Annotated in this window: 19 protein-coding genes and 1 pseudogene; 13 read left to right on the forward strand and 7 right to left on the reverse strand. The window is 72.9% G+C overall.

Going from position 1 to position 24,273, the window contains the following annotated elements; translation table 11 throughout:
* Positions 1-25 precede the first annotated feature (25 nt).
* The 5 genes from ACFYX4_RS05060 (at position 26) to rbsD (ending at position 5,951) form a co-directional block, all read left to right on the forward strand.
* Positions 26-1,054, forward strand: a complete 1,029-nt coding sequence (locus ACFYX4_RS05060; RefSeq protein ID WP_389325930.1) for a LacI family DNA-binding transcriptional regulator — start codon at positions 26-28, stop codon at positions 1,052-1,054.
* A complete protein-coding gene (locus tag ACFYX4_RS05065) occupies positions 1,051-2,589 on the forward strand; it encodes a sugar ABC transporter ATP-binding protein (RefSeq protein WP_389325933.1) in 1,539 nt (512 codons plus the stop codon). The genes ACFYX4_RS05060 and ACFYX4_RS05065 overlap by 4 nt, the downstream gene beginning before the upstream one ends.
* Positions 2,579-4,525: a substrate-binding domain-containing protein gene (locus tag ACFYX4_RS05070; protein WP_389325936.1), complete on the forward strand. Its 1,947-nt coding sequence runs from the start codon at positions 2,579-2,581 to the stop codon at positions 4,523-4,525. The genes ACFYX4_RS05065 and ACFYX4_RS05070 overlap by 11 nt, the downstream gene beginning before the upstream one ends.
* A gap of 137 nt (positions 4,526-4,662) precedes the next feature.
* On the forward strand, positions 4,663-5,565 hold the full coding sequence (locus ACFYX4_RS05075) for a ribokinase (RefSeq protein WP_389325939.1): 903 nt from the start codon (positions 4,663-4,665) through the stop codon (positions 5,563-5,565).
* Entirely contained in the window at positions 5,562-5,951 is a 390-nt protein-coding gene (rbsD, locus tag ACFYX4_RS05080) for a D-ribose pyranase (protein ID WP_389325942.1), read from the forward strand. The genes ACFYX4_RS05075 and rbsD overlap by 4 nt, the downstream gene beginning before the upstream one ends.
* Before the next feature lie 202 nt (positions 5,952-6,153).
* Here rbsD and ACFYX4_RS05085 read toward each other — a convergent pair whose 3' ends face one another.
* The 3 genes from ACFYX4_RS05085 to ACFYX4_RS05095 are packed head-to-tail and all read right to left on the reverse strand — an operon-like array spanning position 6,154 to position 9,292.
* Positions 6,154-6,951, reverse strand: coding sequence for a sugar phosphate isomerase/epimerase family protein (locus tag ACFYX4_RS05085; protein ID WP_389326750.1), 798 nt, complete (start codon positions 6,949-6,951; stop codon positions 6,154-6,156).
* Between the two features lie 35 nt (positions 6,952-6,986).
* Positions 6,987-8,138: a dihydrodipicolinate synthase family protein gene (locus ACFYX4_RS05090; protein WP_389325945.1), complete on the reverse strand. Its 1,152-nt coding sequence runs from the start codon at positions 8,136-8,138 to the stop codon at positions 6,987-6,989.
* A complete protein-coding gene (locus ACFYX4_RS05095; protein ID WP_389325948.1) occupies positions 8,135-9,292 on the reverse strand; it encodes a Gfo/Idh/MocA family protein in 1,158 nt (385 codons plus the stop codon). Before ACFYX4_RS05095 ends, ACFYX4_RS05090 begins: the two co-directional genes overlap by 4 nt.
* Positions 9,293-9,602: 310 nt before the next feature.
* Between ACFYX4_RS05095 and ACFYX4_RS05100 the strand changes: the two genes are divergently transcribed.
* A complete protein-coding gene (locus ACFYX4_RS05100; RefSeq protein WP_389325951.1) occupies positions 9,603-10,649 on the forward strand; it encodes a LacI family DNA-binding transcriptional regulator in 1,047 nt (348 codons plus the stop codon).
* 209 nt (positions 10,650-10,858) lie between these two features.
* On the opposite strand, the gene ACFYX4_RS05105 is transcribed toward ACFYX4_RS05100, so the two are convergent.
* Complete coding sequence (locus tag ACFYX4_RS05105) at positions 10,859-11,083, reverse strand: hypothetical protein (protein ID WP_389325954.1); 225 nt, start codon at positions 11,081-11,083, stop codon at positions 10,859-10,861.
* A gap of 11 nt (positions 11,084-11,094) precedes the next feature.
* Positions 11,095-11,730: an ArsR/SmtB family transcription factor gene (locus tag ACFYX4_RS05110; RefSeq protein WP_389325956.1), complete on the reverse strand. Its 636-nt coding sequence runs from the start codon at positions 11,728-11,730 to the stop codon at positions 11,095-11,097.
* A 98-nt stretch (positions 11,731-11,828) separates the two neighbouring features.
* On the opposite strand from ACFYX4_RS05110, the gene ACFYX4_RS05115 reads away from it, so the two are divergent.
* Positions 11,829-12,629: a sugar phosphate isomerase/epimerase family protein gene (locus ACFYX4_RS05115; RefSeq protein WP_389325960.1), complete on the forward strand. Its 801-nt coding sequence runs from the start codon at positions 11,829-11,831 to the stop codon at positions 12,627-12,629.
* A 31-nt stretch (positions 12,630-12,660) separates the two neighbouring features.
* On the opposite strand, the gene ACFYX4_RS05120 is transcribed toward ACFYX4_RS05115, so the two are convergent.
* Positions 12,661-13,314 carry an RBBP9/YdeN family alpha/beta hydrolase gene (locus ACFYX4_RS05120; RefSeq protein ID WP_389325963.1) on the reverse strand — a complete coding sequence of 218 codons (654 nt, stop codon included), beginning with the start codon at positions 13,312-13,314 and terminating at the stop codon, positions 12,661-12,663.
* Between the two features lie 51 nt (positions 13,315-13,365).
* On the opposite strand from ACFYX4_RS05120, the gene ACFYX4_RS05125 reads away from it, so the two are divergent.
* Entirely contained in the window at positions 13,366-14,298 is a 933-nt protein-coding gene (locus ACFYX4_RS05125; RefSeq protein ID WP_389325966.1) for a LysR family transcriptional regulator, read from the forward strand.
* A gap of 227 nt (positions 14,299-14,525) precedes the next feature.
* Here the strand turns inward: ACFYX4_RS05125 and ACFYX4_RS05130 are convergent, their stop codons facing one another.
* On the reverse strand, positions 14,526-15,494 hold the full coding sequence (locus ACFYX4_RS05130; protein WP_389325969.1) for an EamA family transporter: 969 nt from the start codon (positions 15,492-15,494) through the stop codon (positions 14,526-14,528).
* A gap of 92 nt (positions 15,495-15,586) precedes the next feature.
* On the opposite strand from ACFYX4_RS05130, the gene ACFYX4_RS05135 reads away from it, so the two are divergent.
* The 5 genes and pseudogenes from ACFYX4_RS05135 (at position 15,587) to ACFYX4_RS05155 (ending at position 24,252) form a co-directional block, all read left to right on the forward strand.
* Positions 15,587-16,498: a LysR family transcriptional regulator gene (locus tag ACFYX4_RS05135; protein WP_389325972.1), complete on the forward strand. Its 912-nt coding sequence runs from the start codon at positions 15,587-15,589 to the stop codon at positions 16,496-16,498.
* Positions 16,499-17,053: 555 nt separating this feature from the next.
* Positions 17,054-18,838: a glycoside hydrolase family 3 protein gene (locus ACFYX4_RS05140; protein ID WP_389325975.1), complete on the forward strand. Its 1,785-nt coding sequence runs from the start codon at positions 17,054-17,056 to the stop codon at positions 18,836-18,838.
* A 219-nt stretch (positions 18,839-19,057) separates the two neighbouring features.
* Positions 19,058-19,654, forward strand: a pseudogene (locus ACFYX4_RS05145) (hypothetical protein).
* A 117-nt stretch (positions 19,655-19,771) separates the two neighbouring features.
* Positions 19,772-20,113: a CU044_2847 family protein gene (locus ACFYX4_RS05150; protein WP_389325978.1), complete on the forward strand. Its 342-nt coding sequence runs from the start codon at positions 19,772-19,774 to the stop codon at positions 20,111-20,113.
* Complete coding sequence (locus ACFYX4_RS05155; RefSeq protein WP_389325981.1) at positions 20,110-24,252, forward strand: trypsin-like peptidase domain-containing protein; 4,143 nt, start codon at positions 20,110-20,112, stop codon at positions 24,250-24,252. Before ACFYX4_RS05150 ends, ACFYX4_RS05155 begins: the two co-directional genes overlap by 4 nt.
* Positions 24,253-24,273: the final 21 nt, after the last annotated feature.

Here is a 24,273-nt window from a genome sequence, read left to right on the forward strand (position 1 = left end):
GATTCCACAAGGAGGTGGACCGGCGATGGCGAGCATCAAGGACGTCGCCGCCGCGGCGGGGGTCTCCGTCGCCACGGTCTCGCGCGTCCTGAACGACCACCCGTCCGTGAGCGCCGACGCACGCACCCGCGTGCTGGCCGCCGTCGAGACGCTGGGCTACCGCCCCAACGCCGTCGCCCGGTCGCTGCGCACCGACCAGACCCACACCCTCGGCCTGGTCATCAGCGACGTGCTCAACCCGTACTTCACCGAGCTGGCCCGCTCCGTCGAGGAGGAGGCCCGCGCGCTCGGCTACAGCGTCGTCATCGGCAACGCCGACGAGCGGCCCGACCTCCAGGACCACCACGTCCGCAACCTGCTGGACCGCCGCATCGACGGTCTGCTCATCTCCCCCACCGACGGCGGCTCCCCGCTGATGCTGGACGCCGCGCGCGCGGGGACGCCGATGGTCTTCGTCGACCGGTGGATCCCGGGCGTGGACGTGCCGGTGGTGCGGGCGGACGGCCGGGAGGCGGTACGGGACCTGGTCGCGCATCTGCACGGGCTGGGGCACCGCAGGCTCGCCATTATCGCGGGCCCGGCCGCCACCACCACCGGCAGCGAGCGCGTCGAGGCCTTCCGGGCCGCCATGGCCGAGTACGGGCTCCCCCTGCCCGACGCCTACACAGGGCAGGGCGACTTCCAAGCCGAGAGCGGACGCCGGGTCACCGAGGGCTTCCTCGACCTGCCCGAGCCGCCCGAGGTCGTCTTCGCCGCGGACAACCTGATGGCGCTGGGCGCGCTGGACGCCGTACGCGCGCGTGGGCTGCGCGTCCCGGACGATGTCGCGCTGGCCGCGTTCGACGACATCCGCTGGTTCGTGCACACCGATCCGCCGATCACCGCCATCGCCCAGCCCACGGGCGAACTCGGCCGGGCCGCCGTACGCGCGCTCGTCGACCGCATCGAGGGGCGGCCCCCGCTGTCCGTCACCCTCGCCGCCCGTCTCGTCGTACGCCGCTCGTGCGGCGAGCCGGGCCCCGCACAGTCCCCCGTACGAAGGAGTACGTCGTGAGCAACCCGGACGAGTTGCTGCGCATCGAAGGCATACGCAAGACCTTCCCCGGTGTGGTCGCGCTCGACGGCGTCGACTTCGACCTGCGGCGGGGCGAGGTGCACGTGCTGCTCGGTGAGAACGGCGCGGGCAAGAGCACCCTCATCAAGATGCTCTCCGGCGCCTACACGCCCGACGCCGGGCGGATCCTGGCCGGCGGCGAGGAGGTGCGCATCAACGGTGCGCAGGACTCCGAGCGCCTCGGGATCGCCACCATCTACCAGGAGTTCAACCTCGTACCCGATCTGACGGTCGCCGAGAACATCTTCCTGGGGCGGCAGCCGCGCCGCTTCGGGATGATCGACCGAGGGCGGATGGAGGCCGAGGCGGCCGTCCTGCTGGAGCGGGTCGGCGTCACCGTGTCCCCCCGCGCGCGGGTGCGTGAACTCGGCATCGCGCGCCTTCAAATGGTCGAGATCGCGAAGGCGCTCAGCCTGGACGCGCGCGTGCTGATCATGGACGAGCCGACCGCCGTGCTCACCTCCGAGGAGGTCGAGAAGCTCTTCTCGATCGTGCGCAGGCTGCGCGAGGACGGCGTGGGCGTCGTGTTCATCACGCACCACCTGGAGGAGATCGCCGCCCTGGGCGACCGCGTCACCGTCATCCGCGACGGCAAGAGCGTCGGCCAGGTGCCCGCCTCCACGCCCGAGGACGAACTCGTCCGCCTCATGGTGGGCCGTTCCATCGAGCAGCAGTACCCGCGCGAACGCGCCGACAAGGGCGAGGCTCTGCTGTCGGTGGAGGGGCTCACCCGGGACGGCGTCTTCCACGACGTCAGCTTCGAGGTGCACGCCGGCGAGGTCGTCGGCGTCGCGGGGCTCGTCGGCGCAGGTCGTACCGAGGTCGTACGGGCCGTCTTCGGGGCGGACCCCTACGACCGGGGAGCCGTGCGGGTCGCGGGCGCCGGACTGCGGCGTCATGACGTGAACGCGGCCATGGCGGCCGGGATCGGGCTCGTCCCCGAGGACCGCAAGGGCCAGGGCCTGGTGCTGGACGCCTCGGTGGAGGAGAACCTCGGGCTGGTCACCATGCGGTCGGCCACGCGCGCGGGGCTCGTCGACCTCAAGGGGCAGCACGAGGCCGCCGACCGGATCGCCCGGCAGCTCGGCGTGCGGATGGCGGGACTCCACCAGCACGTGCGCACCCTGTCCGGCGGCAACCAGCAGAAGGTCGTCATCGGCAAGTGGCTGCTCGCGGACACCAAGGTGCTCATCCTCGACGAGCCGACGCGCGGGATCGACGTCGGCGCGAAGGTCGAGATCTACCAGCTGATCAACGAGCTGACGGCGGCCGGCGCCGCCGTCCTGATGATCTCCAGCGACCTGCCCGAGGTGCTCGGCATGAGCGACCGGGTGCTGGTGATGGCCCAGGGCCGGATCGCCGGGGAGCTGCCCGCCGACGAGGCCACCCAGGACGCGGTGATGGCACTCGCCGTGAGCACCCCCACCCCTACCACCCCTACGACCCCTGAAGTGGAGGCCGGCCGTGGCCGCTGACACGCTCAAGAGCACAACGGGCGCCGGTGGCGCCGCGGCGGTCCGCCGTCTGCTCCTCGACAACGGCGCGCTCACCGCGCTCATCGTCCTTCTCGTCGCCATGTCGGCGCTGTCGGGCGACTTCCTGACCGCAGACAACCTGCTCAACGTGGGCGTGCAGGCGGCCGTGACCGCCATCCTCGCCTTCGGTGTGACCTTCGTGATCGTCTCGGCGGGCATCGACCTGTCGGTCGGCTCGGTGGCGGCCCTGTCGGCCACCGTGCTGGCGTGGAGCGCCACCCAGCAGGGCGTGCCCGTGGCGCTCGCGGTCGTCCTCGCCGTCGTCACCGGCGTCGTGTGCGGTCTGGTGAACGGTTTCCTCATCGCGTACGGCAAGCTGCCGCCGTTCATCGCCACGCTCGCGATGCTGTCGGTGGCCCGCGGCCTGTCGCTGGTGATCTCCGAGGGCTCCCCGATCGCCTTCCCCGACTCGGTCTCGCACCTGGGCGACACGCTGGGCGGCTGGCTGCCCGTCCCCGTGCTGGTCATGATCGTCATGGGTCTGATCGCGGCGTTCGTGCTCGGCCGGACCTACATCGGCCGTTCGATGTACGCCATCGGCGGCAACGAGGAGGCGGCCCGGCTCTCCGGTCTGCGGGTGAAGAAGCAGAAGCTCGCCATCTACGCCCTGTCCGGCGTGTTCGCCGCCGCCGCGGGCATCGTGCTCGCCTCCCGGCTGTCCTCGGCGCAGCCGCAGGCCGCCGACGGCTACGAGCTGGACGCGATCGCCGCCGTCGTCATCGGCGGCGCCTCCCTCGCGGGCGGCACGGGCAAGGCCTCCGGCACCCTGATCGGCGCGCTGATCCTGGCGGTGCTGCGCAACGGGCTCAACCTGCTGAGCGTCTCGGCGTTCTGGCAGCAGGTCGTCATCGGCGTCGTCATCGCGCTGGCGGTGCTGCTGGACACCGTGCGCCGCAAGGCCGGGGCGGCCACCCCGGCGGCGGGGGCCGGCGGCGGCCGGGGCAAGCAGGCGGTGACGTACGGGCTGGCGGCCGTGGTCACGGCGGCGATCGTCGGCGCGACCTCCTTCCTGCACGGCGGCTCCTCCGCGAGCGCGAACCCGAAGGTCGGGCTGGCGCTGTCCACCCTCAACAACCCGTTCTTCGTGCAGATCCAGTCGGGCGCGAAGGCCGAGGCGAAGAAGCTGGGCGTGGACCTGACGGTCACCGACGCGCAGAACGACGCCTCGCAGCAGGCCAACCAGCTCCAGAACTTCACCAGTTCCGGCGTCGACTCGATCATCGTCAACCCGGTGGACTCGGACGCGGCCGGACCGTCCGTGCGGGCCGCCGGCAAGGCCGACATCCCGGTCATCGCCGTCGACCGCGGCGTCAACAAGGCGACCACGGACGCGCTCGTGGCCTCCGACAACGTCGCCGGCGGCGAGCTGGCCGCGAGGACGGTCGCCGAGAAGCTGGGCGGCACCGGCAAGATCGTGATCCTCCAGGGCCAGGCGGGCACCTCGGCGGCACGGGAGCGGGCGGAAGGTTTCGCCAAGGGGCTGAAGGCCTTCCCCGGCATCCAGGTCCTGGCCCAGCAGCCGGCCGACTTCGACCGCACCAAGGGCCTCGACGTGATGTCGAACCTGCTCCAGGCCCACCCGGACGTCCAGGGCGTCGTCGCCGCCAACGACGAGATGGCGCTCGGCGCGATCAAGGCGCTGGGCTCCAAGGCCGGCAAGTCGGTGCAGGTCGTCGGTTTCGACGGAACTCCGGACGGGCTGAAGGCCGTTGAACAGGGGACGCTGTACGCGTCCGTCGCGCAGCAGCCGTCCGAGCTGGGCCGGATCGCCGTGGACAACGCGCTCAAGGCGCTCCGGGGCGAGAAGGTCGAGCAGACGGTGAAGGTGCCGGTGAAGGTGGTCACCAAGGAGAACGTGGCCGGGTTCAGCGGCTGACACGGGCGAGCGGGCGGGCGGTCACCCCGGTGGGGGCCGCCCGCCCCTCGGCACGCGGCAGACACGCAACGGGCACGCAGCAGACACGCATCGGGCATTCAGCAGTCACGCAGCCCACGCAGCAGGGGAGTTCCTTCATGTACGACTACGACCTGCTGGTCGTAGGGTCGGCCAACGCCGACCTGGTGATCGGCGTCGAACGGCGGCCGGGGGCCGGGGAGACGGTCCTCGGCTCCGACCTGGCCGTCCATCCGGGCGGCAAGGGTGCCAACCAGGCCGTCGCGGCGGCCCGCCTCGGCGCCCGTACGGCGCTGCTGGCCCGGGTCGGCGACGACGCGCACGGGCGGCTGCTGCTGGACTCGCAGCGGGCGGCCGGCGTGGACACGGTGGGCGTGCTGGTGGGCGGGGCGCCGACCGGGGTCGCGCTGATCACGGTGGACCCGTCGGGCGACAACAGCATCGTGGTGTCGCCGGGCGCGAACGGCCGACTGGCACCGCAGGACGTGGGGGCCGCGGCCGGTCTCTTCCACGCCTCGCGGGTGGTGTCGGCGCAGCTGGAGATCCCGCTGGAGACGGTCGTGGAGGTCGTGCGCTCCCTCGCGCCCGGCAGCCGTTTCGTCCTCAACCCCTCCCCGCCGCGCCCGCTGCCCGCCGAGGTGCTGGCGGCCTGCGATCCGCTGATCGTCAACGAGCACGAGGCGAAGGTGATCCTCGGGGACGCGGCGGTGGGCGACGAGCCCGAGGACTGGGCGCGGATCCTGCTGGCGAAGGGGCCGCGCTCGGTGGTCGTGACGCTCGGCGCGGACGGCGCGCTGGCGGCGTCGGCGGACGGCGTCACCCGGGTGGCGTCGGTGAAGGTGGACGCCGTGGACACGACGGGCGCGGGCGACTCCTTCACGGCGGCCCTCGCCTGGAAGCTGGGGACGGGCGCGGCACTGGCCGAGGCGGCGGCGTACGCGGCGCGGGTCGGGGCGGCGGCGGTCACCCGGCGGGGCGCGCAGGAGTCGTTCCCGACGGCGGAGGAGGTCGACGCCCTGTGAGGAAGGCGGGGATCCTCAATCGCCATCTCTCCGGTGCGCTCGCCGAGTTGGGGCACGGGGACGGGGTGCTGGTGTGCGACGCCGGCATGCCGATACCGGACGGGCCGCGGGTGGTCGACCTCGCCTTCCGGGCGGGGGTGCCGTCCTTCGCGGTGGTCCTGGAGGGGCTGCTCGACGAGCTGGTCGTGGAGGGGGCGACGGCGGCGAGCGAGGTGCGGGAGGCCAATCCGGTGGCCTCGGCGCTGCTGGACGGGCACTTCCCCGGGCTGGCCCTGGTCCCGCACGAGGAGCTGAAGCGGCTGTCGGCGCGGGCGCGGCTGGTCGTGCGGACCGGCGAGGCCCGGCCGTACGCGAATGTGCTGCTGCGGTGCGGGGTGTTCTTCTGAGCCGCTGAACAGCGGGCGCGCGTGAACGCTTCGAAGGGCCCGGTCAGCGACCGGGCCCCTCGTCCACCCCCTCCAGCATCAAGACCCCCCGCGATCCCCCCAGATCCCCCTCCAAGAGTCCTGACGCCCTGTACGACCGCCGAAGGGCCGTCACGGTTGCACGGTTTCTTGAGAAAATCTTGACCGCCGCCGAACCGGCTCGTCAGCCGATGTGCTCCGCGAACCGCGCCGCCGTCTCGGCGAGCACCTCGCGGCCGTCCCTGGCCCAGAGGGCGTCGTTGAAGAGCTCCACCTCGATCGGGCCGGTGTAGCCGGCCGTCTCGACGTAGCCCTGCCACTCGCGCATGTCGATCGCGCCGTCGCCGATCTGGCCGCGGCCGTTGAGGACCCCCTCGGGCAACGGGGTGGTCCAGTCGGCCAGTTGGAAGGTGTGGATACGGCCGCCGGCGCCGGCGCGGGCGATCTGGGCGGGGGCCTGGTCGTCCCACCAGATGTGGTACGTGTCCACCGTGACGCCGACCTGGTGCGCCGGGAAGCGTTCCGCGAGGTCGAGGGCCTGGGCGAGGGTGGAGACCACGCAGCGGTCGGAGGCGTACATGGGGTGGAGGGGCTCGATGGCCAGCTTCACCCCGTGCTCCTCGGCGTAGGGGCCGAGGACCGCCAGTGCGTCGGCGATGCGTTCACGGGCGCCGTGCAGGTCCTTGGAGCCGGCGGGGAGGCCGCCGGAGACCAGGACCAGGACCTCGGTGCCGAGGGCGGCGGCCTCGTCGACGGCCCGGCGGTTGTCGGCCAGGGCTGCCGCGCGTTCGTCCGGGTCGATCGCCGTGAAGAAGCCGCCCCGGCACAGCGTCGTCACCGTCAGGCCCGCGTCGCGGACCAGCTTCGCGGTCGCCTCCAGGCCGTGCGCCTGCACCGGCTCCCGCCACAGGCCGACGTTGACGACGCCCAAGTCACGGCAGGCGTCGACGAGTTCGGGCATCGACAGCTGCTTCACCGTCATCTGGTTGATGGAGAAGCGGCTCAGGTCCGGGTTGCTCACTGGGTGACTCCGTACAGGGCGAGCAGGTTCCGCATCCGCTCCTCGGCCAGCTTCGGGTCGGGGAACAGGCCCAGACCGTCGGCGAGTTCGTAGGCGCGGGCGAAGTGCGGGAGGGAGCGGGCCGACTGGAGGCCGCCGACCATCGTGAAGTGCGACTGGTGGCCGGCGAGCCAGGCCAGGAAGACCACGCCCGTCTTGTAGAAGCGGGTGGGCGCCTGGAAGAGGTGGCGCGAGAGCTCCACGGTGGGGTCGAGCAGGGCGCGGAAGCCCGCCGTGTCACCGGTGTCCAGGACCCGGACGGCCTCGGCGGCCAGCGGGCCCAGCGGGTCGAAGATGCCGAGCAGCGCGTGGCTGAAACCCTGCTCGTCGCCCGCGATCAGCTCGGGGTAGTTGAAGTCGTCGCCCGTGTAGCAGCGGACGCCCTGCGGGAGGCGGCGGCGCAGGTCGATCTCGCGCTGGGCGTCCAGCAGCGAGACCTTGATGCCGTCGACCTTGTCCGGGTGCGCGGCGATGACCTCCAGGAAGGTGTCGGTCGCCGCGTCCAGGTCGGAGGAGCCCCAGTAGCCCTCCAGCGCCGGGTCGAACATCGGGCCGAGCCAGTGCAGGACCACCGGCGCGGCGGCCTGGCGGAGCAGGTGCCCGTAGACCTCCAGGTAGTCCTCGGGGCCCCGGGCGGCGGCGGCCAGCGCGCGGGAGGCCATCAGGATGGCCTGGGCGCCGGACTCCTCGACGAGGGCGAGCTGCTCCTCGTAGGCGGAGCGGACCTCGGCGAGCGTGCCGGAGGCGATCTGGTCGGTGCCGACGCCGCAGGCGATACGGCCGCCGACCGCCTTCGCCTCGGCGGAGGAGCGGCGGATCAGCTCCGCCGCGCCCGCCCAGTCCAGGCCCATGCCGCGCTGGGCGGTGTCCATCGCCTCGGCGACGCCGAGTCCGTGGGACCACAGATGGCGGCGGAAGGCGAGGGTGGCGTCCCAGTCGACGGCGGCGGGCGCGTCCGGGGTCGTGTCGGCGAACGGGTCGGCGACGACGTGCGCGGCCGAGAAGACCGTACGGGAGGTGAGGGGCGAACCGGGGCTCAGTGCGAGGGGCTCGGTGCGCGGCTCGTAGGTCCGCAAGGCACCGGTGGCGTCCGGGAGTCGAATGCTCACAGCGCGATCTCCGGGACGTCGAGGCGGCGGCCCTCCGCGGAGGACTTCAGGCCCAGCTCGGCGAGCTGGACGCCGCGGGCGCCGGCCAGCAGGTCCCAGTGGTACGGGGCGTCGGCGTAGACGTGCTTGAGGAACAGCTCCCACTGGGCCTTGAAGCCGTTGTCGAAGTCCTGGTTGTCCGGGACCTCCTGCCACTGGTCGCGGAAGACCTCGGTGGCGGGGATGTCCGGGTTCCAGACCGGCTTGGGGGTGGAACTGCGGTGCTGGACGCGGCAGTTGCGCAGACCGGCGACGGCGGATCCCTCGGTGCCGTCCACCTGGAACTCCACCAGCTCGTCGCGGTTGACGCGGACGGCCCAGGAGGAGTTGATCTGGGCGACGGCGCCGCCCTCCAGCTCGAAGACGCCGTAGGCGGCGTCGTCGGCGGTGGCGCCGTAGGGCTTGCCGTTCTCGTCCCAGCGCTGCGGGATGTGGGTGGTGGCGAGGGCCTGGACCGACTTCACCCGGCCGAACAGCTCGTGGAGGACGTACTCCCAGTGCGGGAACATGTCGACGACGATGCCGCCGCCGTCCTCGGCGCGGTAGTTCCAGGAGGGCCGCTGGGCGGGCTGCCAGTCGCCCTCGAAGACCCAGTAGCCGAACTCGCCGCGGATGGAGAGGATCCGGCCGAAGAAGCCGCCGTCGATGAGGCGCTTCAGCTTCAGCAGACCGGGGAGGAAGATCTTGTCCTGGACGACGCCGTGCTTGATGCCGGCCTCGTTCGCCAGGCGGGCCAGTTCGAGGGCGCCGTCGAGGCCGGTGGCGGTGGGCTTCTCGGTGTAGATGTGCTTGCCCGCGGCGATCGCCTTCCTGATCGCCTCCTCGCGGGCGGAGGTCACCTGGGCGTCGAAGTAGATGTCCACGCTCTTGTCGGCGAGGACCGCGTCCAGGTCCGTCGAGACGTTGTCGAGGCCCAGGCCGTGCTGCTCGGCGAGCGCCTTCAGCGCGTGCTCGCGACGGCCGACCAGGATCGGTTCCGGCCACAGCACGGTGCCGTCGCCGAGGTCGAGTCCGCCCTGCTCGCGCAGGGCCAGGATGGAGCGGACCAGGTGCTGGCGGTAGCCCATGCGCCCGGTCACGCCGTTCATGGCGATACGCACCGTCTTGCGTGTCACGTCGGTCCCTTCGTAGGCGTCGTAGGCGGCGCTGGTGCGCGTCTCGTACGCGTCTGGTCGCGGATGTGCGCTCCGCCTACGCCTCGTCCTGATCAGCGATGCAGCAAGCGCTTTCTATCTGATGAGAAGCTAGCCTCTGAGCAGTGGTCCGGACAAGACCGTGTCCATCCCGAGTTGTTCGAGGGGGCGAACAAACGGGGCTCCTGGCCGTAAGGTCTGCTCGGCACGCCCCGGAACCATGCCTCCCGCATGGCTGTCTACGTGGGCGAACGACGAAGCAGGACGAGATGCGCGACCGGAGGACGACGAAATGACGGTGACCCTGGCGGACGTGGCGGCCCGCGCGCAGGTCTCCCCCGCGACGGTGTCGCGCGTGCTGAACGGGAACTACCCCGTGGCCGCGTCCACCCGGGAACGGGTGTTGCGGGCCGTGGACGAGCTGGACTACGTGCTGAACGGGCCCGCGAGCGCGCTGGCGGCCGCGACCTCCGACCTGGTGGGCATCCTGGTCAACGACATCGCCGACCCCTTCTTCGGGATCATGGCGAGCGCGATCCAGTCCGAGATCGGGGGGCCCGGCGGCAGAGCCGGCGGCGAACGGCTTGCGGTGGTGTGCAACACCGGGGGCTCGCCCGAGCGGGAGTTGACCTATCTGACCCTGTTGCAGCGGCAGCGGGCGGCGGCCGTGGTGCTGACCGGCGGGGCCGTGGAACACGAGCCGCACGCGTCGGCGGTGTCGGCGAAGCTGCGGAAGCTGGCGGAGGCGGGCACGCGGGTCGTGCTGTGCGGACGCCCGCCCTCCGCCGACACCGGCGCGATCGCGCTGACCTTCGACAACCGGGGCGGCGGGCGCAAGCTCACCGAGCACCTGATCGGCCTCGGCCACCGGCGGCTCGGCTACATCGCCGGCCCCGAGGAGCGCACCACGACCCGGCACCGGCTCGAAGGCCACCGGGCGGCACTGGAGGCGGCCGGCATAGCGGAGGACCCCCGCTGGACGGTGTACGGACGCTACGACCGGCAGTCCGGCTACGAGGCCACGCTGGAGCTGCTGCGCCGCGACCCGTCCCTGACGGCCGTGGTCGCCGCGAACGACTCCGTCGCCCTGGGCGCGTGCGCCGCGCTGCGGGAGTCGGGACTGCGCATCCCGGAGGACGTCTCCGTCGCCGGCTTCGACGACCTGCCGTTCAGCATCGACGCGGTGCCCTCCCTGACGACGGTACGGCTGCCGCTGGCAGAGGCGGGCGCCCGAGCGGGCCGCATCGCCATGGGCCGCGAGGAGCCCCCACCGGGCGGAATCGCGACGGTACGGGGGGAGTTGATGGTGCGGGGGTCTTCTGGGGGGCCTCGGGGGTAGTTGGGGGTGGCTCGGGGGTAGTCGGGGCGGTCCGGGGTGGGGACCCAAGGCCGCTGACCGGGGGCACCCCAGGGGGCCGACGCAGGCGGGGGTGACCCGGGGCGGCCGGGGTCGACGGGGATCCGAGGTTTCCGGAGAAACCCGGGCGTCCCGGGGGTGACGGAATCCGGGGGTGTCCCGAGGCCGGCGTAGGCGCCGGTTGTGGGGCGTCAGGTGCAGGGGGTCGGGGTTGGCGTCCTGGGGGTGGCGGCCAGTTTCAGGCCGAGTTCCACCAGGGTCCAGCCGAGTCGGGTGCGTACGCTCCGGGTGGGCACCGCCCGGGGGCGTCGGGCCGTCGTGGCGAGGCGGTGGGCGTCGGCCTCGGCGCGCAGGTCCGCGACGCGGAGTCCGGCGGCGTGGGCGCGGTGCGGGGCGAGGTGGGTCTCGGGATGCATCGAGCGGCCTCTCAGTCCGTGCGGATGGGAATGACGTGCGTGTGAACGCGCACCTGCTCGGCGTCCGGAGCGCCCTCGTCGACGGCCAACGCCCGGTAGCTGCCCACGAGTTCGTGCATCTTGCGGACGAGTTCGAGAGCCAGCTCGGGCGTGAGGCTCAGCGTCCAGTCGCTCATGTCGGTGGAGCGGTTCCACTCCTCGGACCAGTCGTGACGGGTGCCGAGCCAGGTCGACAGCTCCCGGGTGTGCTGGTTCGCGACCTCGTGCAGGAACAGGTCCGCGGCGCCGCGCACCTCGGGGTCGCGGTCCTCCAGCAGCGACTCGTCGAAACGCACGCCCTGGTGCGCCGACTTCCACCACCGCTCCCGCCCCTTGCCGTGCTCCGGCGCGTCCTCGACGAAGCCGTGCGCGGCGAGCTGACGCAGGTGATAGCTGGTGGCACCGCTGGACTCGCCCAGTTTCACGGCCAGTTGGGAGGCGGTCGCCGGGCCGCCGCGCCGCAGGGTGTTGAGCAGCCGCATGCGCAGCGGGTGCGCGAGACCGCGCAGCGAGCGGGCGTCGAGACGGTGCAGCGGCAAGTCCTGTGACTGCGGGTCGTCGACTGCGTCCGCGGCGTCCGTGCCGTGCGTGCCGTGCGTGTCGTCCATGAGTACAAAGGTATCTTTGCAAAGAGTTCTCTGCAAGGATTTCTTTGCAACCGGCCCGGGGATGGTCCTCGGGGGGGTGGCGAGTAGTGTCGATCGGTATGAGGCTCGCCTTCTCCACCCTCGGTGTTCCCGGACTGTCGATCGACGAGGTGCTGCGGCTCGCGTCCGCGCACGGCTATCACGGCGTCGAGTTGCGCGCTCATCCCGAGGAGCCGGTGCATCCCGGCCTCGACGCGGAGCGGCGGGCCGAGGTGGCCGCCGCGTTCAAGGCGTCCGGGGTCGAGATCCTCGGTGTAGCGGGGTACGCGCGCGTGGCCGCGCCGGGTGACGACGACGCCGTGATCGAGGAGGTGCGCACGCTCGCCGAACTGGCGCGCGACCTGGGCGCGCCCTACGTCCGCGTCTTCCCCGGCGGCGCCGACGGGCAGTCCCCCGCCGAGGCGGACGCCGTCGCCGCCCGGCGGCTCGGGGTCGCCGCGGAGTTCGCCACCGACCTCGGCGTCCGGATCCTGCTGGAGACCCACGACTCTCACCCCACCGGCGCCGCCGCGATGCGCGTCCTCGGCCTGGTCGGACACCGCCAGGTCGGCGCGCTGTGGGACGTGATGCACACCTGGCGGGGCGGCGAGCAGCCGTTGGAGTCGTACGCGGCGCTCTCGCCGTATCTCGGATACGTACAGGTCAAGGACATCGCCTCGACCGAGGACACCACCCCGCTGGCACTGGGCGCGGGCGTGCTGCCGCTCGCGGAGTGCGTGGAGGTCCTCTCCCGGCACGGCTGGGACGGCTGGCTGTGCTGGGAGTACGAGAAGCGGTGGTACGAGAACGCCGAGCCGCTGGAGGGGCTGTTGGGTGCCGGGCGGGAGCATCTCGGGCGGCTGTTGAACGAGTCGGCTTGAGTGTCGGCGCGGTCGCGCCGGGCGGCGGCGATCAGGGGCCCGGAGGGCTCCCGGCTGCCGCTGCTCCCGCCGGACCCGCGAGGCCCTGAGGCGCGTCCTCCGGCCGGGGCGCGAGGACTGTGCCCTCGTCGACGCACCACTCCAGCACGGACGGCCAGGAGCCGTACCCGGCGTCCAGATCCAAGTGGGCCGCGCCGGGGAGCAGTTCGGCGGTGCGGCCCAACGGGTCGCCGTACGCGCACTGGACGCCTTCCGGGCAGTACGGGTCGTCGTCGCCGGCGACCAGCCGGGTGGACCGGGGCAGGGTGAGCGCGCGGAGGTCGGGAGGCGTGAAGCCGGCGACCTCCGGGTGGCGGGCGAGCACGGAGGCGGACGGGGGCGCGACCAGCAGGACGCGGTCGACGGCGTCGAGCCCCGGCAGGCCGCGGGCCGTGGCGTGCAGCCACAGCAGGACGGACAGGCTGTGGGCGACGACGATCCGCTCACGCCGGGCGTCGAGCGCGCCGAGGTGCGCGGCGAGCGCGTCCAGCCACTCTTCCAGCAACGGGGTGTCAGGGGCGGGTAGTTGAGGGTAGATGACGGCGTGGCCCTGCTCGGTCAGCCGGTCGGCGAGCCAGTGCTGCCAGTGACCCTCGGGGCGGTGGTTCTGCCAGCCGTGGAGGATGAGGACGGAGCGTGCGGTCATGCGTCCCATGATTTCCGGGACCGTCCGCCAAGGTCCAGTTAATCTTTGCGCGTGGAACCGTTAAGCCCTGCCTTCACCATCGATCTGCGCCGTCTCACCGTCCTGCGCGAGCTGAGACGCCGGGGCAGTCTGGCGAGGACCGCCGAGGCGCTGCATCTCACGCCGTCGGCGGTCTCCCAGCAACTCGCTTCACTCGCGCGCGACTTGGGTGTCCCCCTGACGGAACGCGACGGCAGAGGCGTACGCCTCACCGGGCAGGCGAAGGTCCTGCTCGCGCACGCCGACGTCATCGCCGCCCAGTTGGAACGGGCCCGCGTCGACCTGGCGGCGTACGCGGAGGGCGGCCGGGGGACGGTGACGCTCGGCTGCTTCTCCAGCGGCATCCTGGGGCTGCTGCCGGCCGCGCTGCGGGGGTTGCGCGCGCGGCTGCCGGAGCTGCGGGTGGACGTCGTGGAGGCCGAACCGCCGGATCTGTTCACGGCGTTGGACGGCGGGCAGGTCGACGTGGCGGTGGCCGTCGACTTCGCGGCCGCGCCGCCGTCCACCGACCGCCGCTACAGCCGCTCGGACCTGCTCACCGACGTCCTGGACATCGCCCTCCCGCCCGACCATCCCCTCGCCGGCCGGGCCGAAGTGCCGCTGCGCGAACTGGCCGGGGAGACGTGGGTCGTCGGCAACACGCTGAGCTGCTGCGGGGCGGTGACGCGTTCGGTCTGCGCGGCGGCCGGCTTCACCCCGGAGATCCGGCACGCCGTCGACGACTGGGCCGCGCTGGCCGGCCTGGTCGAGGCCGGCCAGGGCGTCGCCCTCGTCCCTCGCCTGGCCCGCTCCCTGTACACCCACCGCAACCTGACCCTCCGCCCGGCCGAGGGCACCCCGCCGTCCCGGAACGTCTTCGTCGCCGTACGGAAGGGGTCGGAGGGGGATCCGGTACTGACAGCGGTACGAGAGGAACTGGGGGAGGCGGCGGCGCAGTTGGGGTGACGGCACGTGTCGCCTCCGGCGGGGGGCGGTGTGGCACGGGGGGCGGCATGCGTCGCTCGCGCCGGCGGAGGGTATCGCTCACGGCGGCATGCGCTGCGCGCGGCGGCGCACGTTGCGCACGGGGCTGCCCGTGTCACGCGGTGCAACCCGTGCGGCGCGGTGCAACCCGTGCGGCGCGGTGCGGCACCCGTCACCCGGGACTGCCCGTGCCGCGCAGACCCCGCCCCTCACCTCCCCCGGCCCGCCGCTGTCACCTCGTCCGGGACGTGGACCTCGTCAGCCGGCGCCTCCTCCGGCGGCGGTCCCGAAGTCACCCGTACCTCTCGGCCCCGTCGACCCGCCGGTGCCAGTGAGGTCAGGGCGACTCCGCCCACCAGCAGGGCCGCCGCGCACCAGCGCAGGCCGCTGACCGGTTCGTCGAGGAACACCGCCGCCGACGTCATGCCGAAGGCGGGGACGAGGAGGGAGAACGGGGCGACCGTGGACGCCGGGTGGCGGTGCAGGAGCCAGCCCCACGCGCCGAAGCCGAAGACCGTCGTGACCCAGGCGACGAAGGCGATCGTGCCCGCGCCCTGCCAGTCCAGCGTGCGCAGCGCCTCCCAGTCCCGCGACGGGCCTTCCGTCAGGAGGGACAGCGCGAGCAGCGGCAGCACGGGGACCGTGCTGACCCACACCATGAAGTTCAGGGCGTCCGGCGGGGACGCCCGGCGGGTGAGGACGTTCGACGCGCCCCAGCACGCCGCCGCCGCGACGACCATCGCGAAGGCGCCGAGCGGGCCCGACGACCCCTCGTCCACCGCGGCCACGGCGATGCCCGCGAGGGCCACTCCCATGCCGCACAGCCGCAGCGGGGTGGGTCGTTCACCCAGGAAGACCGCGGCGATCACCGCCGTGAACACCGCCTGTATCTGGAGGACCAGGGAGGTCAGTCCGGCCGGCATCCCCGCGTCCATCCCGACGAACACCAGCCCGAACTTGGCGACCCCGAGCGCCAGGCCCACCGCGACGATCCACTTCCACGCCACCTTGGGACGGCCCACCAGGAACACCGCGGGCAGGGCGGCCACCAGGAAGCGCAGGGCGGAGAAGAGCAGCGGCGGGAAGTGGTCGAGGCCGATCTCGATGACCGTGAAGTTCACGCCCCAGAGGGCGGCGACCAGCACGGCGAGGGCGAGATGGGAGGGAGGGAGGCGCATGCGTAGAGGATCGCGCCGCACGACCGTGAAGCACCAGCGATGATTGCTGCATGATTGGATGAAGCATCGCTTACGAGAGTGAGGAGCCCGCCGTGCTCGATCTCCAGCGCCTGCGCGCCCTGCACGCCGTCGCCGTCCACGGCACCGTCGGCGGCGCGGCCGCCGCCCTCGGCTACACCCCGTCGGCCGTGTCCCAGCAGATCGCCAAGCTGGAGCGGGAGACCCGGACCGTCCTGCTGGAACGCGAGGGCCGCGGCGTCCGGCTCACCGACGAGGCCCTCCAACTCGCCTCGACCGCACAGGAGTTGCTGACGATCATCGAGCGGGCGGAGACGGGGCTCGAGGAGCGCAGGGGCGTTCCGGCCGGGCGGCTGACCGTGGCCGCGTTCGCCTCGGCGGCGCGCGGTCTGATGCCCGCCGTGCTGGCCGACCTCGCGCGCAGGCACCCGGCGCTGGACGCCCGTCTCACCGAGGTCGACCCGGACCTGTCCGTGGACCTGGTCGCGAAGGGCGCCGTCGACCTCGTCGTCGCCCACGACTGGGACATCGCGCCGCTGCCCGCCCCGGCGGGGGTGGAGCACGCGGTGATCGGGGACGACCTGTGCGACCTGCTGGTCCCGGAGGGGCACCCCTTCGCCGGGCGGAGCGCCGTCCGGCGGGAGGAGCTGGGCGGCGAGCGGTGGATCTGCCAGCCGCCGGGCCGGGTCTGCCACGACTGGCTGGTCCGCACCCTGCGCGCGGCGGGGCACGAGCCGGAGCTCGTCCACCAGGCCGAGGAGAACCCTACCCTGGTCGCCCTGGTCGCCGCGGGCCTCGGCGTCGCCCTCATCCCGCGGCTGGGGCGCGGGCCGCTGCCCGCGGGGGTGGTGGAGGTGCCGCTCGACCCGATGCCGGTACGCCGGCTGTACGCGCTGTGGCGCACGGGCGCGGCACGCCGCCCGGCGATCGCGGAAACGGTACGGACACTGACCGAGCACTGGCCGAAGGCAGCAGCCGTCCACTGACCGCCAGGGGGCCACCCGGCAGAGGTAGCCACTCGGCAGAGAGGCCACCGGGCAGGGGGCCACCCGGCAGAGAGGCCACCGGGCAGGGGGCCACCCGGCAGAGAGGCCACCGGGCAGGGGGCCACCCGGCGAGAGGCCACCGGGCAGGGGGCCACCCGGCGAGAGGCCACCGGGCAGGGGGGCCACCCGGCAGAGAGGCCACCGGCCAGAGAGGCCACCGACCAGAGGGGCCACCCGGCAGAGCGGCCACCGGGCAGAGGGGGCGAACGTCGCCCCACCCGTCACATCTCCTCACTCCCGTCCCGACTTCCGGGAATCCGTCCCCGACCGGGAACCCCGCCCGCGTGCCGATCGTCCAAACGGCGAGCTGTCGGAGAGTCACCTCGGTGCGGTGTCGGCCCTCGCTGCTGGCTGCGATCGCTGACCCACCCTCTCCGCCGTACCGCGGCCGGCAGCACGCCGCCATCGGCGCGCCCCCCTCCAATGCGCCGATGGCGGCCCCGCCGGAGGTACCGTGCGCCACCGGAACCCCCGCCGGCCCCGCAAGGAGCGCGCATGCCCTCCAGACGTACCGTCCTCGCCGCCACCGCCGGCCTCACCGCGGCCCTCTCCCTCAGCGGCACGGCCCACGCCGACGACCGCCGGCTGCGCGCGCTGATCTCGCGCATGACCGTCGAGGAGAAGGTCGGCCAGCTCTTCGTCACCCGGGTGTACGGGCACTCGGCGACCGACCCCGACCCGGCGGACGCCGACGCCAACCTCGCCGAGCTGGGCGTGCGCACCGCCGCCGAGCTGGTCGAGCGCTACCACGTCGGCGGGGTCGTCTACTTCGGCTGGGCGCACAACACCCGTGACCCGTACCAGATCGCGGAGCTCTCCAACGGGATCCAGCGGGCTTCGCTGCGACGGCCGCGCGGGCTGCCGGTGCTGATCTCCACCGACCAGGAGCACGGGATCGTCGCCCGCGTCGGCGCGCCGGCCACGCTCCTTCCGGGCGCGATGGCGATGGGGGCCGGCGGCTCCCGCGCGGACGCCCGCACCCTCGGACGGATCGCGGGCCGGGAGCTGCGCGCGATGGGTATCCGGCAGGACTACGCCCCCGTCGCCGACGTGAACGTCGACCCGGCCAACCCGGTGATCGGGGTGCGCTCCTTCGGCGCCGGCCCCGAGGCGGTGGCGGCGATGGTCGACGCCGAGATCAGGGGCTACCGCTCGGCGGGGGTCGCGGCGACCGCGAAGCACTTCCCGGGGCACGGGGACACCGCCGTCGACAGCCACCACGGCTTCCCGGTCATCACGCACAGCCGCGAGGTGTGGGAGGAGCTGGACGCCGTGCCGTTCCGGGCGGCGATCGCGGCCGGCGTCGACTCGATCATGACGGCGCACCTGCTGATGCCCGCCCTGGACGACTCGGGCGACCCGGCCACCCTCTCCCGGCCCGTCGTCACCGGTCTGCTGCGCGAACACCTGGGCTACGACGGGGTCGTGGTGACCGACGCCCTCGACATGGCGGGCGTCCGCACCGAGTACGGCGACGACCGCGTCCCCGTGCTCGCGCTCGGGGCGGGCGTCGACCAGCTCCTCAACCCGCCGAAGCTGGACCTCGCCTGGAACGCCGTCCTGACGGCCGTCCGGGCGGGAGAGCTCACCGAGGCGCGGCTCGACGAGTCGGTCCTGCGGATCCTGCGGCTGAAGAGAAGGCTGGGCCTCTTCTCGGAGCCGTACGTCAGCCGGGCCGGCGTACGGCGGACGGTCGGCACGCGGGCGCACCTCGCGGCGGCGGACCGGATCGCCGAACGGACGACGACCCTGCTGGTGAACGAGGGCCCACTGCTGCCGCTGTCCCCGCGCACGCACGGCAGGCTGCTGGTGGTGGGCGCCGACCCCGCCTCCCCGACCGGCACCACCGGCCCGCCCGTCACGGTCCTCGCCGCCGCCCTCGTCGAGCTGGGCTTCACGGCGACCGCCCTGTCCACGGGCACGGCCCCGTCCGCCGCGACGATCGACCGGGCCGTGGCGGAGGCGGGCGAGGCCGACGCGGTGGTGGCGGCGACGTACGACGTCACCGCGGACAGCCCGCAGCGGACGCTGGTGGAACGCCTGCTCGCCACCGGCCGCCCGACGATCGCCCTCGCGATCCGCAACCCGCACGACGTGGCCCAACTGCCCTCCGTACGGGCATACTTGGCGTCGTACTCCTGGACCGACGTCGAACTGCGCGCCGCGGCACGGGTGATCGCGGGAGTCGTGCCGCCGCTCGGCAAGCTCCCCGTGCCGGTACCGCGCGCGGACGACCCGGCGCAGATGCTGTATCCGATCGGCCACGGCTTGACGTACTGACCCCTACGCCGCCCGCCGAGACGGCCTCCCTCACCTGCCGCAAAGCCCCCGCCGCGACCAGCGTGCGCCCGCCTGGCCGGGCGCACGCTGGTCGCGGGCAAGCGGGAGCGGCGATGCACGAACAACGGCCGATCGAACCGGCAACCTGTCCACCGGCCACCGGCCACCGGACAGCCACTGTCCACCGGGCGGCTGCTGTCCACCGGACTGCTGCCGGCCCTGGCCGCCCTCCTGCTGGCGGCCTGCCAGGCCCGTCCGGCGACGGCGCGCACACCGACGGCACGCACGCCGAGGGCACGCACGCCGACGGTCAGCACACCGACCGCACCGCGACCGCGGCGGCCCCCTCCACCCCGGCCCCCGCCGACCCGCCCACCCCCGCCGTCTTCCTCGGTGTCGGCGAGTGCGGCTCCTTCGGGACGACCCGTGTCACCGAAGTCCCGTGCTCCGGCGAGCGGGCCGGGGGCCGGGTCGTCGCCCGGCACGACGGACCGGCCGACGCGGGCCCGCCGTGCCCCGGGACCACCGACTTCGTCCTGCACATCGGCGAGCAGACGGCAGCCGAGGGCGCCGGCCGCATCCCGCGCGGCTACGCGTGCATGCGCGCCCTCCAGCCGCCGCACGATCGTCGGCGACTGCGTCCGCGCCACGGGCGGCGGCCGGGTCCGGGAGACGGCGTGCGACGGAACGGGGACGAGCAGACCGCAGTTCAGGGTGATGAAGGCCGTGGACACCCGCTCCGCGTGCCCCGCGTCGACCACCCTGTACGTCCGCCTCGACGGCGACGCCCCGGTGGGATGCGCACGGCCGCTGTGACCGCCGAGAACCGCGCCGGCCTCACGCCGACAGCTCACTCCGGAATGCGGCATATGCCGGAGACCGGGAAGCTGACGGAGTCCCGGGAGATCCTGCGCGAGCCGCCGAGGAGGCGTCGTGGCACCTCTGACTCGAATCCCGCTGGAGGGCGGGGGCAGCGTGCTGGTCGAGCAATCGGCGGCCGCGGGGGACGGTCCGGTGAAGGCCGGACGTGTCGGTGACGCCATCCGTGACATCCCGGTGACCCTGCAAGAGGCTCTACAGCCGGTCACGGCGGTGGCGCAGGCCGCACTCGACCAGCTGCGCAAGGCCCGCCCCGACGAGATCACGGTCGAGTTCGGGGTGGACCTCGCCTTCAAGGCCGGAGCCGTGATCACCAGCAGTCAGGCCGGTTGCCATCTGCGGGTGACCGTGTCGTGGACGAGCGATCACGAGAATGCGGGGGCCGATCACCCGTGACCAGCGCGCAGAAGACGCCGGGCGACGGCATCGGACCGGACCTGCTCACCGCCGTGGCCCGCGTCCTCGGACCGGACGGGACGGTGGCCGGGACGGGGTTCATGGTGGCCGAGGGTGTGGTCGTCACCTGCGCGCACGTCGTCGACACGGCCGGAAGCGGGCCCGGACGACGGATTCTGCTGTCCTTCCCCCATGTGGCGGGGGCGGACCGGGTGGAGGGGCGGGTGCCCGAGGAGCTGTGGCGCCGCGCCGAGCACGAGGACGTCGCCTTCATCCGGCTGAGCGGTACCGTGCCCGGCCTGCGGGCCCTGCCGCTGGGCTCCGCGGCGGGGTGCCGGGGCCACGAGGTGCGCTCGTACGGCTTCCCGGCCCAGGCCTGGCCCGAAGGACACTTAGGCTTCGGCGTGGTCGGCGACCTGCTGCCGGGCGCGGACGGCCGCGGCGCGCATCTCCAGCTGACCGCCGCCAACGACCTCACCACCGGCTTCAGCGGCGGCCCCGTCCTCGACGAGAGGACGGGCCTGGTCCTCGGCATGCTGACCGAGATCACCGCGCCCGACGCCTACAACCGGGGACAGGGCATCGCGTACGTCACCCCGACGCAGGTGCTGCGGGAGATCCTGCCGGAGCTGGCCGAGCGGGAGGTGTGCCCCTACCGGGGACTGGAGCCCTTCACGGCGGAGCACGCCCGGTGGTTCCAGGGCCGCAAGGAGGCCGTACGGCAGGTGCTGGCGAACCTGGCCCAGCAGCGGCGGCTGAACCTGCTGCTCGGGCCGTCGGGGTCGGGCAAGTCGTCGTTGATCCAGGCGGGGGTGCTGCGGGCGCTGGCGGCCGGGGATCTGCCGGGCAGCGACCGGTGGCTGCCCGTGCTCACCCGGCCGAGGCAGGACATGCTCGCGGAGCTCGAGCGGGCGGGGCTGCCGGGGGCGAGCGGCGACGGCATCGTGGCGGCGGTCAACCAGAGGCTCGCGGCCGATCCCGGTTGTCAGCGCGTCCTGCTGGTCATCGACCAGTTCGAGGAGCTTCTGGTCCAGACGACCAACGGACGGCTGCGGGACCTCCTGGCCGTCATCGACGAGGTCACCACGGCCGCGGACGCGTACACGAAGATCACCGTGATCCTGATCATGCGGGACGACTTCTACCACCAACTGGCCGCCACAGCGCCCAGGTTGCTGGAGGCGGCCATGCCGGGGCTGCTGAACGTGCCGGGCACGCTGAGCCAGCAGGATCTGCGCGACATCATCGTGCTGCCGGCCGAGGACGTGGGGCTCCACTTCCAGCCGGGGCTGCCCGAGTGGATCATCGATGACGTCCTGAACATCACCCCCGAGGCCGCGCTCACCCGCGAGGCGCCGGTCACCGTGCTGCCCCTGCTGGAGATGACGCTCAGCCAGCTGTGGCTCCGGCGGCAGGACGGCTATCTCACCCATGAGGCGTACCGGCGCATCGGAGGGGTCAGCGGAAGCGTCACGACGTGGTGCGACAGCGCCCTGGCGGAGCTGTCCGCCGAGGAACGGCTCATCGCCCGGCGGACGCTGACCTCCCTGGTGCACCCCGCCGACCCCAGCCACAACGTCACGGCCGTGCGCACCCAGGTCCCCCTCGACGAACTGCGCGACCTGGCGGCCGACCCGAGCGACGCGCCCGACGACGAGAAGGCGGCCGTCGACGCCGTCATCGCCGCGCTCGCCCGCCGCCGCATCATCACCACGCAGACACTCCACGCCCCGCAACGCCCGGGGGCTCCACCCGGGGAGCCGGTGGCCGAGCTGATCCATGAGGCGCTGATCCGGGACTGGGGGGCGCTGCGGGAGTGGGTCGACCAGGATCGTCGCTTCCAGGAATGGCTGGTGCGCACGAAGGAGCGGCGCCGCCGCTGGGCCCTGAAGAAGGACCCGGGTGACCTGCTCGGGGGAACCGCGCTCGCGGAGGGCCTGGAGTGGTCGCGGCGACGGCGGCTGCCGGGGGACATCACCGGGTATGTGGAGGCGAGCAGGGAGCGCCAACGGGCCTCCAAGCGCCGAAGCAAACGGATCAACAGATTCCTCGGCGGCATGCTGGCCCTCGCCGTCTTGGCCTTCACGGGCGCGTTCTGGCAGTGGAGGATGGTGATCTCCGAACAGCGGGAGGCGCTGTCCCGACAGCTTGCCGCGCAGGTCGACGAACTCGTGTACACGAATCCGGAACTCGCCTCGCTCCTGGCGGTCAAGGCGTACCGCAGCAGTCACACGCCCGAGGCGTTCGACAGTCTGCAAAGTGTCGCGGCCCTGCCGGCGCATCACCGCCTGTCCAAGCACACCAGCGGGGTGCGCGCGGTGGCGTTCAGCCCCGATGGCCGCACCCTCGCCTCCGGTGGCGTCGACACAAGGGTCCACCTGTGGAACCTGGCCACCCGTAAGACCCGCGCCACTCTCGGCGAACACACCGACGCGGTGAACGCGGTGGCCTTCACCCCGGACGGCCGGACCCTCGCCACCGCCAGCACCGACAAGACCGTCCGACTGTGGGACCCCGCCACCGGCAGACACCTCACCGCGCTCAAGGGGCACACGGGGCAGGTGAGGTCGGTGGCCTTCAGTCCCGACGGCCGGACCCTCGCCACCGCCGGTGCCGACGCGACCGTCCGACTGTGGGACCTGGCCACCCGCAAGACCCGCGCCACCCTCAACGGACACACTGATGTGGTGACGTCGGTGGCCTTCAGCCCCGACAGCCGCGCGCTCGCGACCGGTGGGGCCGACAAGACCGTCCGACTGTGGGACCCCGCCACCGGCAAACCCGTCACCAAGCTCGAGGGGCACACGCTGCCGGTGACCTCGGTGGCCTTCAGCCCCGACAGCCGCACCCTCGCCACCGGCGACAGCTACGACACTCACCTCAGGGACGCTGTCACCGGCAAGATCCGCACCACACTGTACGACTATGCACCCCTGCTGACCTTCAGCCCCGACGGCAAGACCTTCGCCACCGGCAGCGACCGCTTCGTACGGTTGTGGGACGCGGCCTCCGGTGCGCCCCGAACCACCTACACCGGGCACGCCAACGCGGTTCTCGCGCTGGCCTTCAGTCGGGACAGCCGTACCCTCGCCACTGCAAGCCGTGACAAGTCGGTACGCCTGTGGAACGCGTTCACCGACGACGACCGCACCACACTCTCCGGACACAAGAACGCCGTGTTGTCGGTGGACTTCAGCCCCAACAACCGTACTCTCGCCACTGCCAGCGCCGACAGAACCGCTCTCCTGTGGGACCGGGCCACCGGCAAACCCCTCACCCCTCTCAAGGGGCATACCGGCGAAGTGAACAGGGTGGCCTTCAGCCGCGACGGCCGCACTCTGGTCACCGGCGGCGCCGACGGAACCGTCCGCCTCTGGGACGCCGCGACCGGCAAGCCGCTCACCCCGCTGGAAGGACACCGCAACGCGGTGTGGTCGGTGGAGTTCAGCCCCGTCGGCCACACCCTCGCCACCGGCGGCGACGACGGATCCGTCCACCTCTGGAACACGAAAACCGGCAAGGATGTCGGCTCACTGACCGGACACAACGAGGCCGTGTACGCGCTGGCCTTCAGTTTCGACGGCCGTACCCTCGCCACGGCGAGTGAAGACTCCACCGTACGCATCTGGGACGTGGCCTCCCGCCGAACCCTCGACTCACTCATCGGCCACGACGGCTCGGTGCTGACGGTGAGCTTCAGCCCCGACGGCCGCACCCTCGCCACCGGCAGCAGCGACGGAACCGTCCGTCTCTGGGACGCCGCCACCGGCAAGACGCGTACCTCGATGACCAAGCACTCCGCAGCAGTGCAGGCAGTGGACTTCAGCCCCGACGGCCGCACCCTCGCCACCACCGGCAACGACGGAACCGTCCGCCTCTGGGACGCCGTCTCCGGCAAAGCCCGCGCCACACTCACCGGTGCCGCCGATGCCATCTACTCGCTGGCGTTCAGTCCTGACAGCCGCACCCTCGCGACCACCGGCTACGAAGGGACGGTCCGGCTGTGGAATGTCGTCCCTCCGCAACCCGACCGAGCGATCCGGCGGATCTGCCGCACAGTCGGCCGTGACCTCACCCCCGAGGAACGCAACGCCTACCTCCCCGCAGAAGATGAAGACCCCGTATGCCCGCGAGACTGAACGAGGGCGGGCCGTCTCCGG

The sequence above is a fragment of the Streptomyces sp. NPDC002328 genome (genome assembly GCF_042890065.1).
GTDB lineage: Bacteria > Actinomycetota > Actinomycetes > Streptomycetales > Streptomycetaceae > Streptomyces.

Excerpts from the sequence above, each read along its gene's own strand:
- ACFYX4_RS05060 (WP_389325930.1), top strand. The coding sequence starts at position 26 with ATGGCGAGCATCAAGGACGTCGCCGCCGCGGCGGGGGTCTCCGTCGCC.
- ACFYX4_RS05075 (WP_389325939.1), top strand. The coding sequence starts at position 4,663 with ATGTACGACTACGACCTGCTGGTCGTAGGGTCGGCCAACGCCGACCTG.
- ACFYX4_RS05085 (WP_389326750.1), bottom strand. The coding sequence starts at position 6,951 with ATGACGGTGAAGCAGCTGTCGATGCCCGAACTCGTCGACGCCTGCCGT.
- ACFYX4_RS05100 (WP_389325951.1), top strand. The coding sequence starts at position 9,603 with ATGACGGTGACCCTGGCGGACGTGGCGGCCCGCGCGCAGGTCTCCCCC.
- ACFYX4_RS05105 (WP_389325954.1), bottom strand. The coding sequence starts at position 11,083 with ATGCATCCCGAGACCCACCTCGCCCCGCACCGCGCCCACGCCGCCGGA.
- ACFYX4_RS05110 (WP_389325956.1), bottom strand. The coding sequence starts at position 11,730 with ATGGACGACACGCACGGCACGCACGGCACGGACGCCGCGGACGCAGTC.
- ACFYX4_RS05115 (WP_389325960.1), top strand. The coding sequence starts at position 11,829 with ATGAGGCTCGCCTTCTCCACCCTCGGTGTTCCCGGACTGTCGATCGAC.
- ACFYX4_RS05120 (WP_389325963.1), bottom strand. The coding sequence starts at position 13,314 with ATGACCGCACGCTCCGTCCTCATCCTCCACGGCTGGCAGAACCACCGC.
- ACFYX4_RS05130 (WP_389325969.1), bottom strand. The coding sequence starts at position 15,494 with ATGCGCCTCCCTCCCTCCCATCTCGCCCTCGCCGTGCTGGTCGCCGCC.
- ACFYX4_RS05140 (WP_389325975.1), top strand. The coding sequence starts at position 17,054 with ATGCCCTCCAGACGTACCGTCCTCGCCGCCACCGCCGGCCTCACCGCG.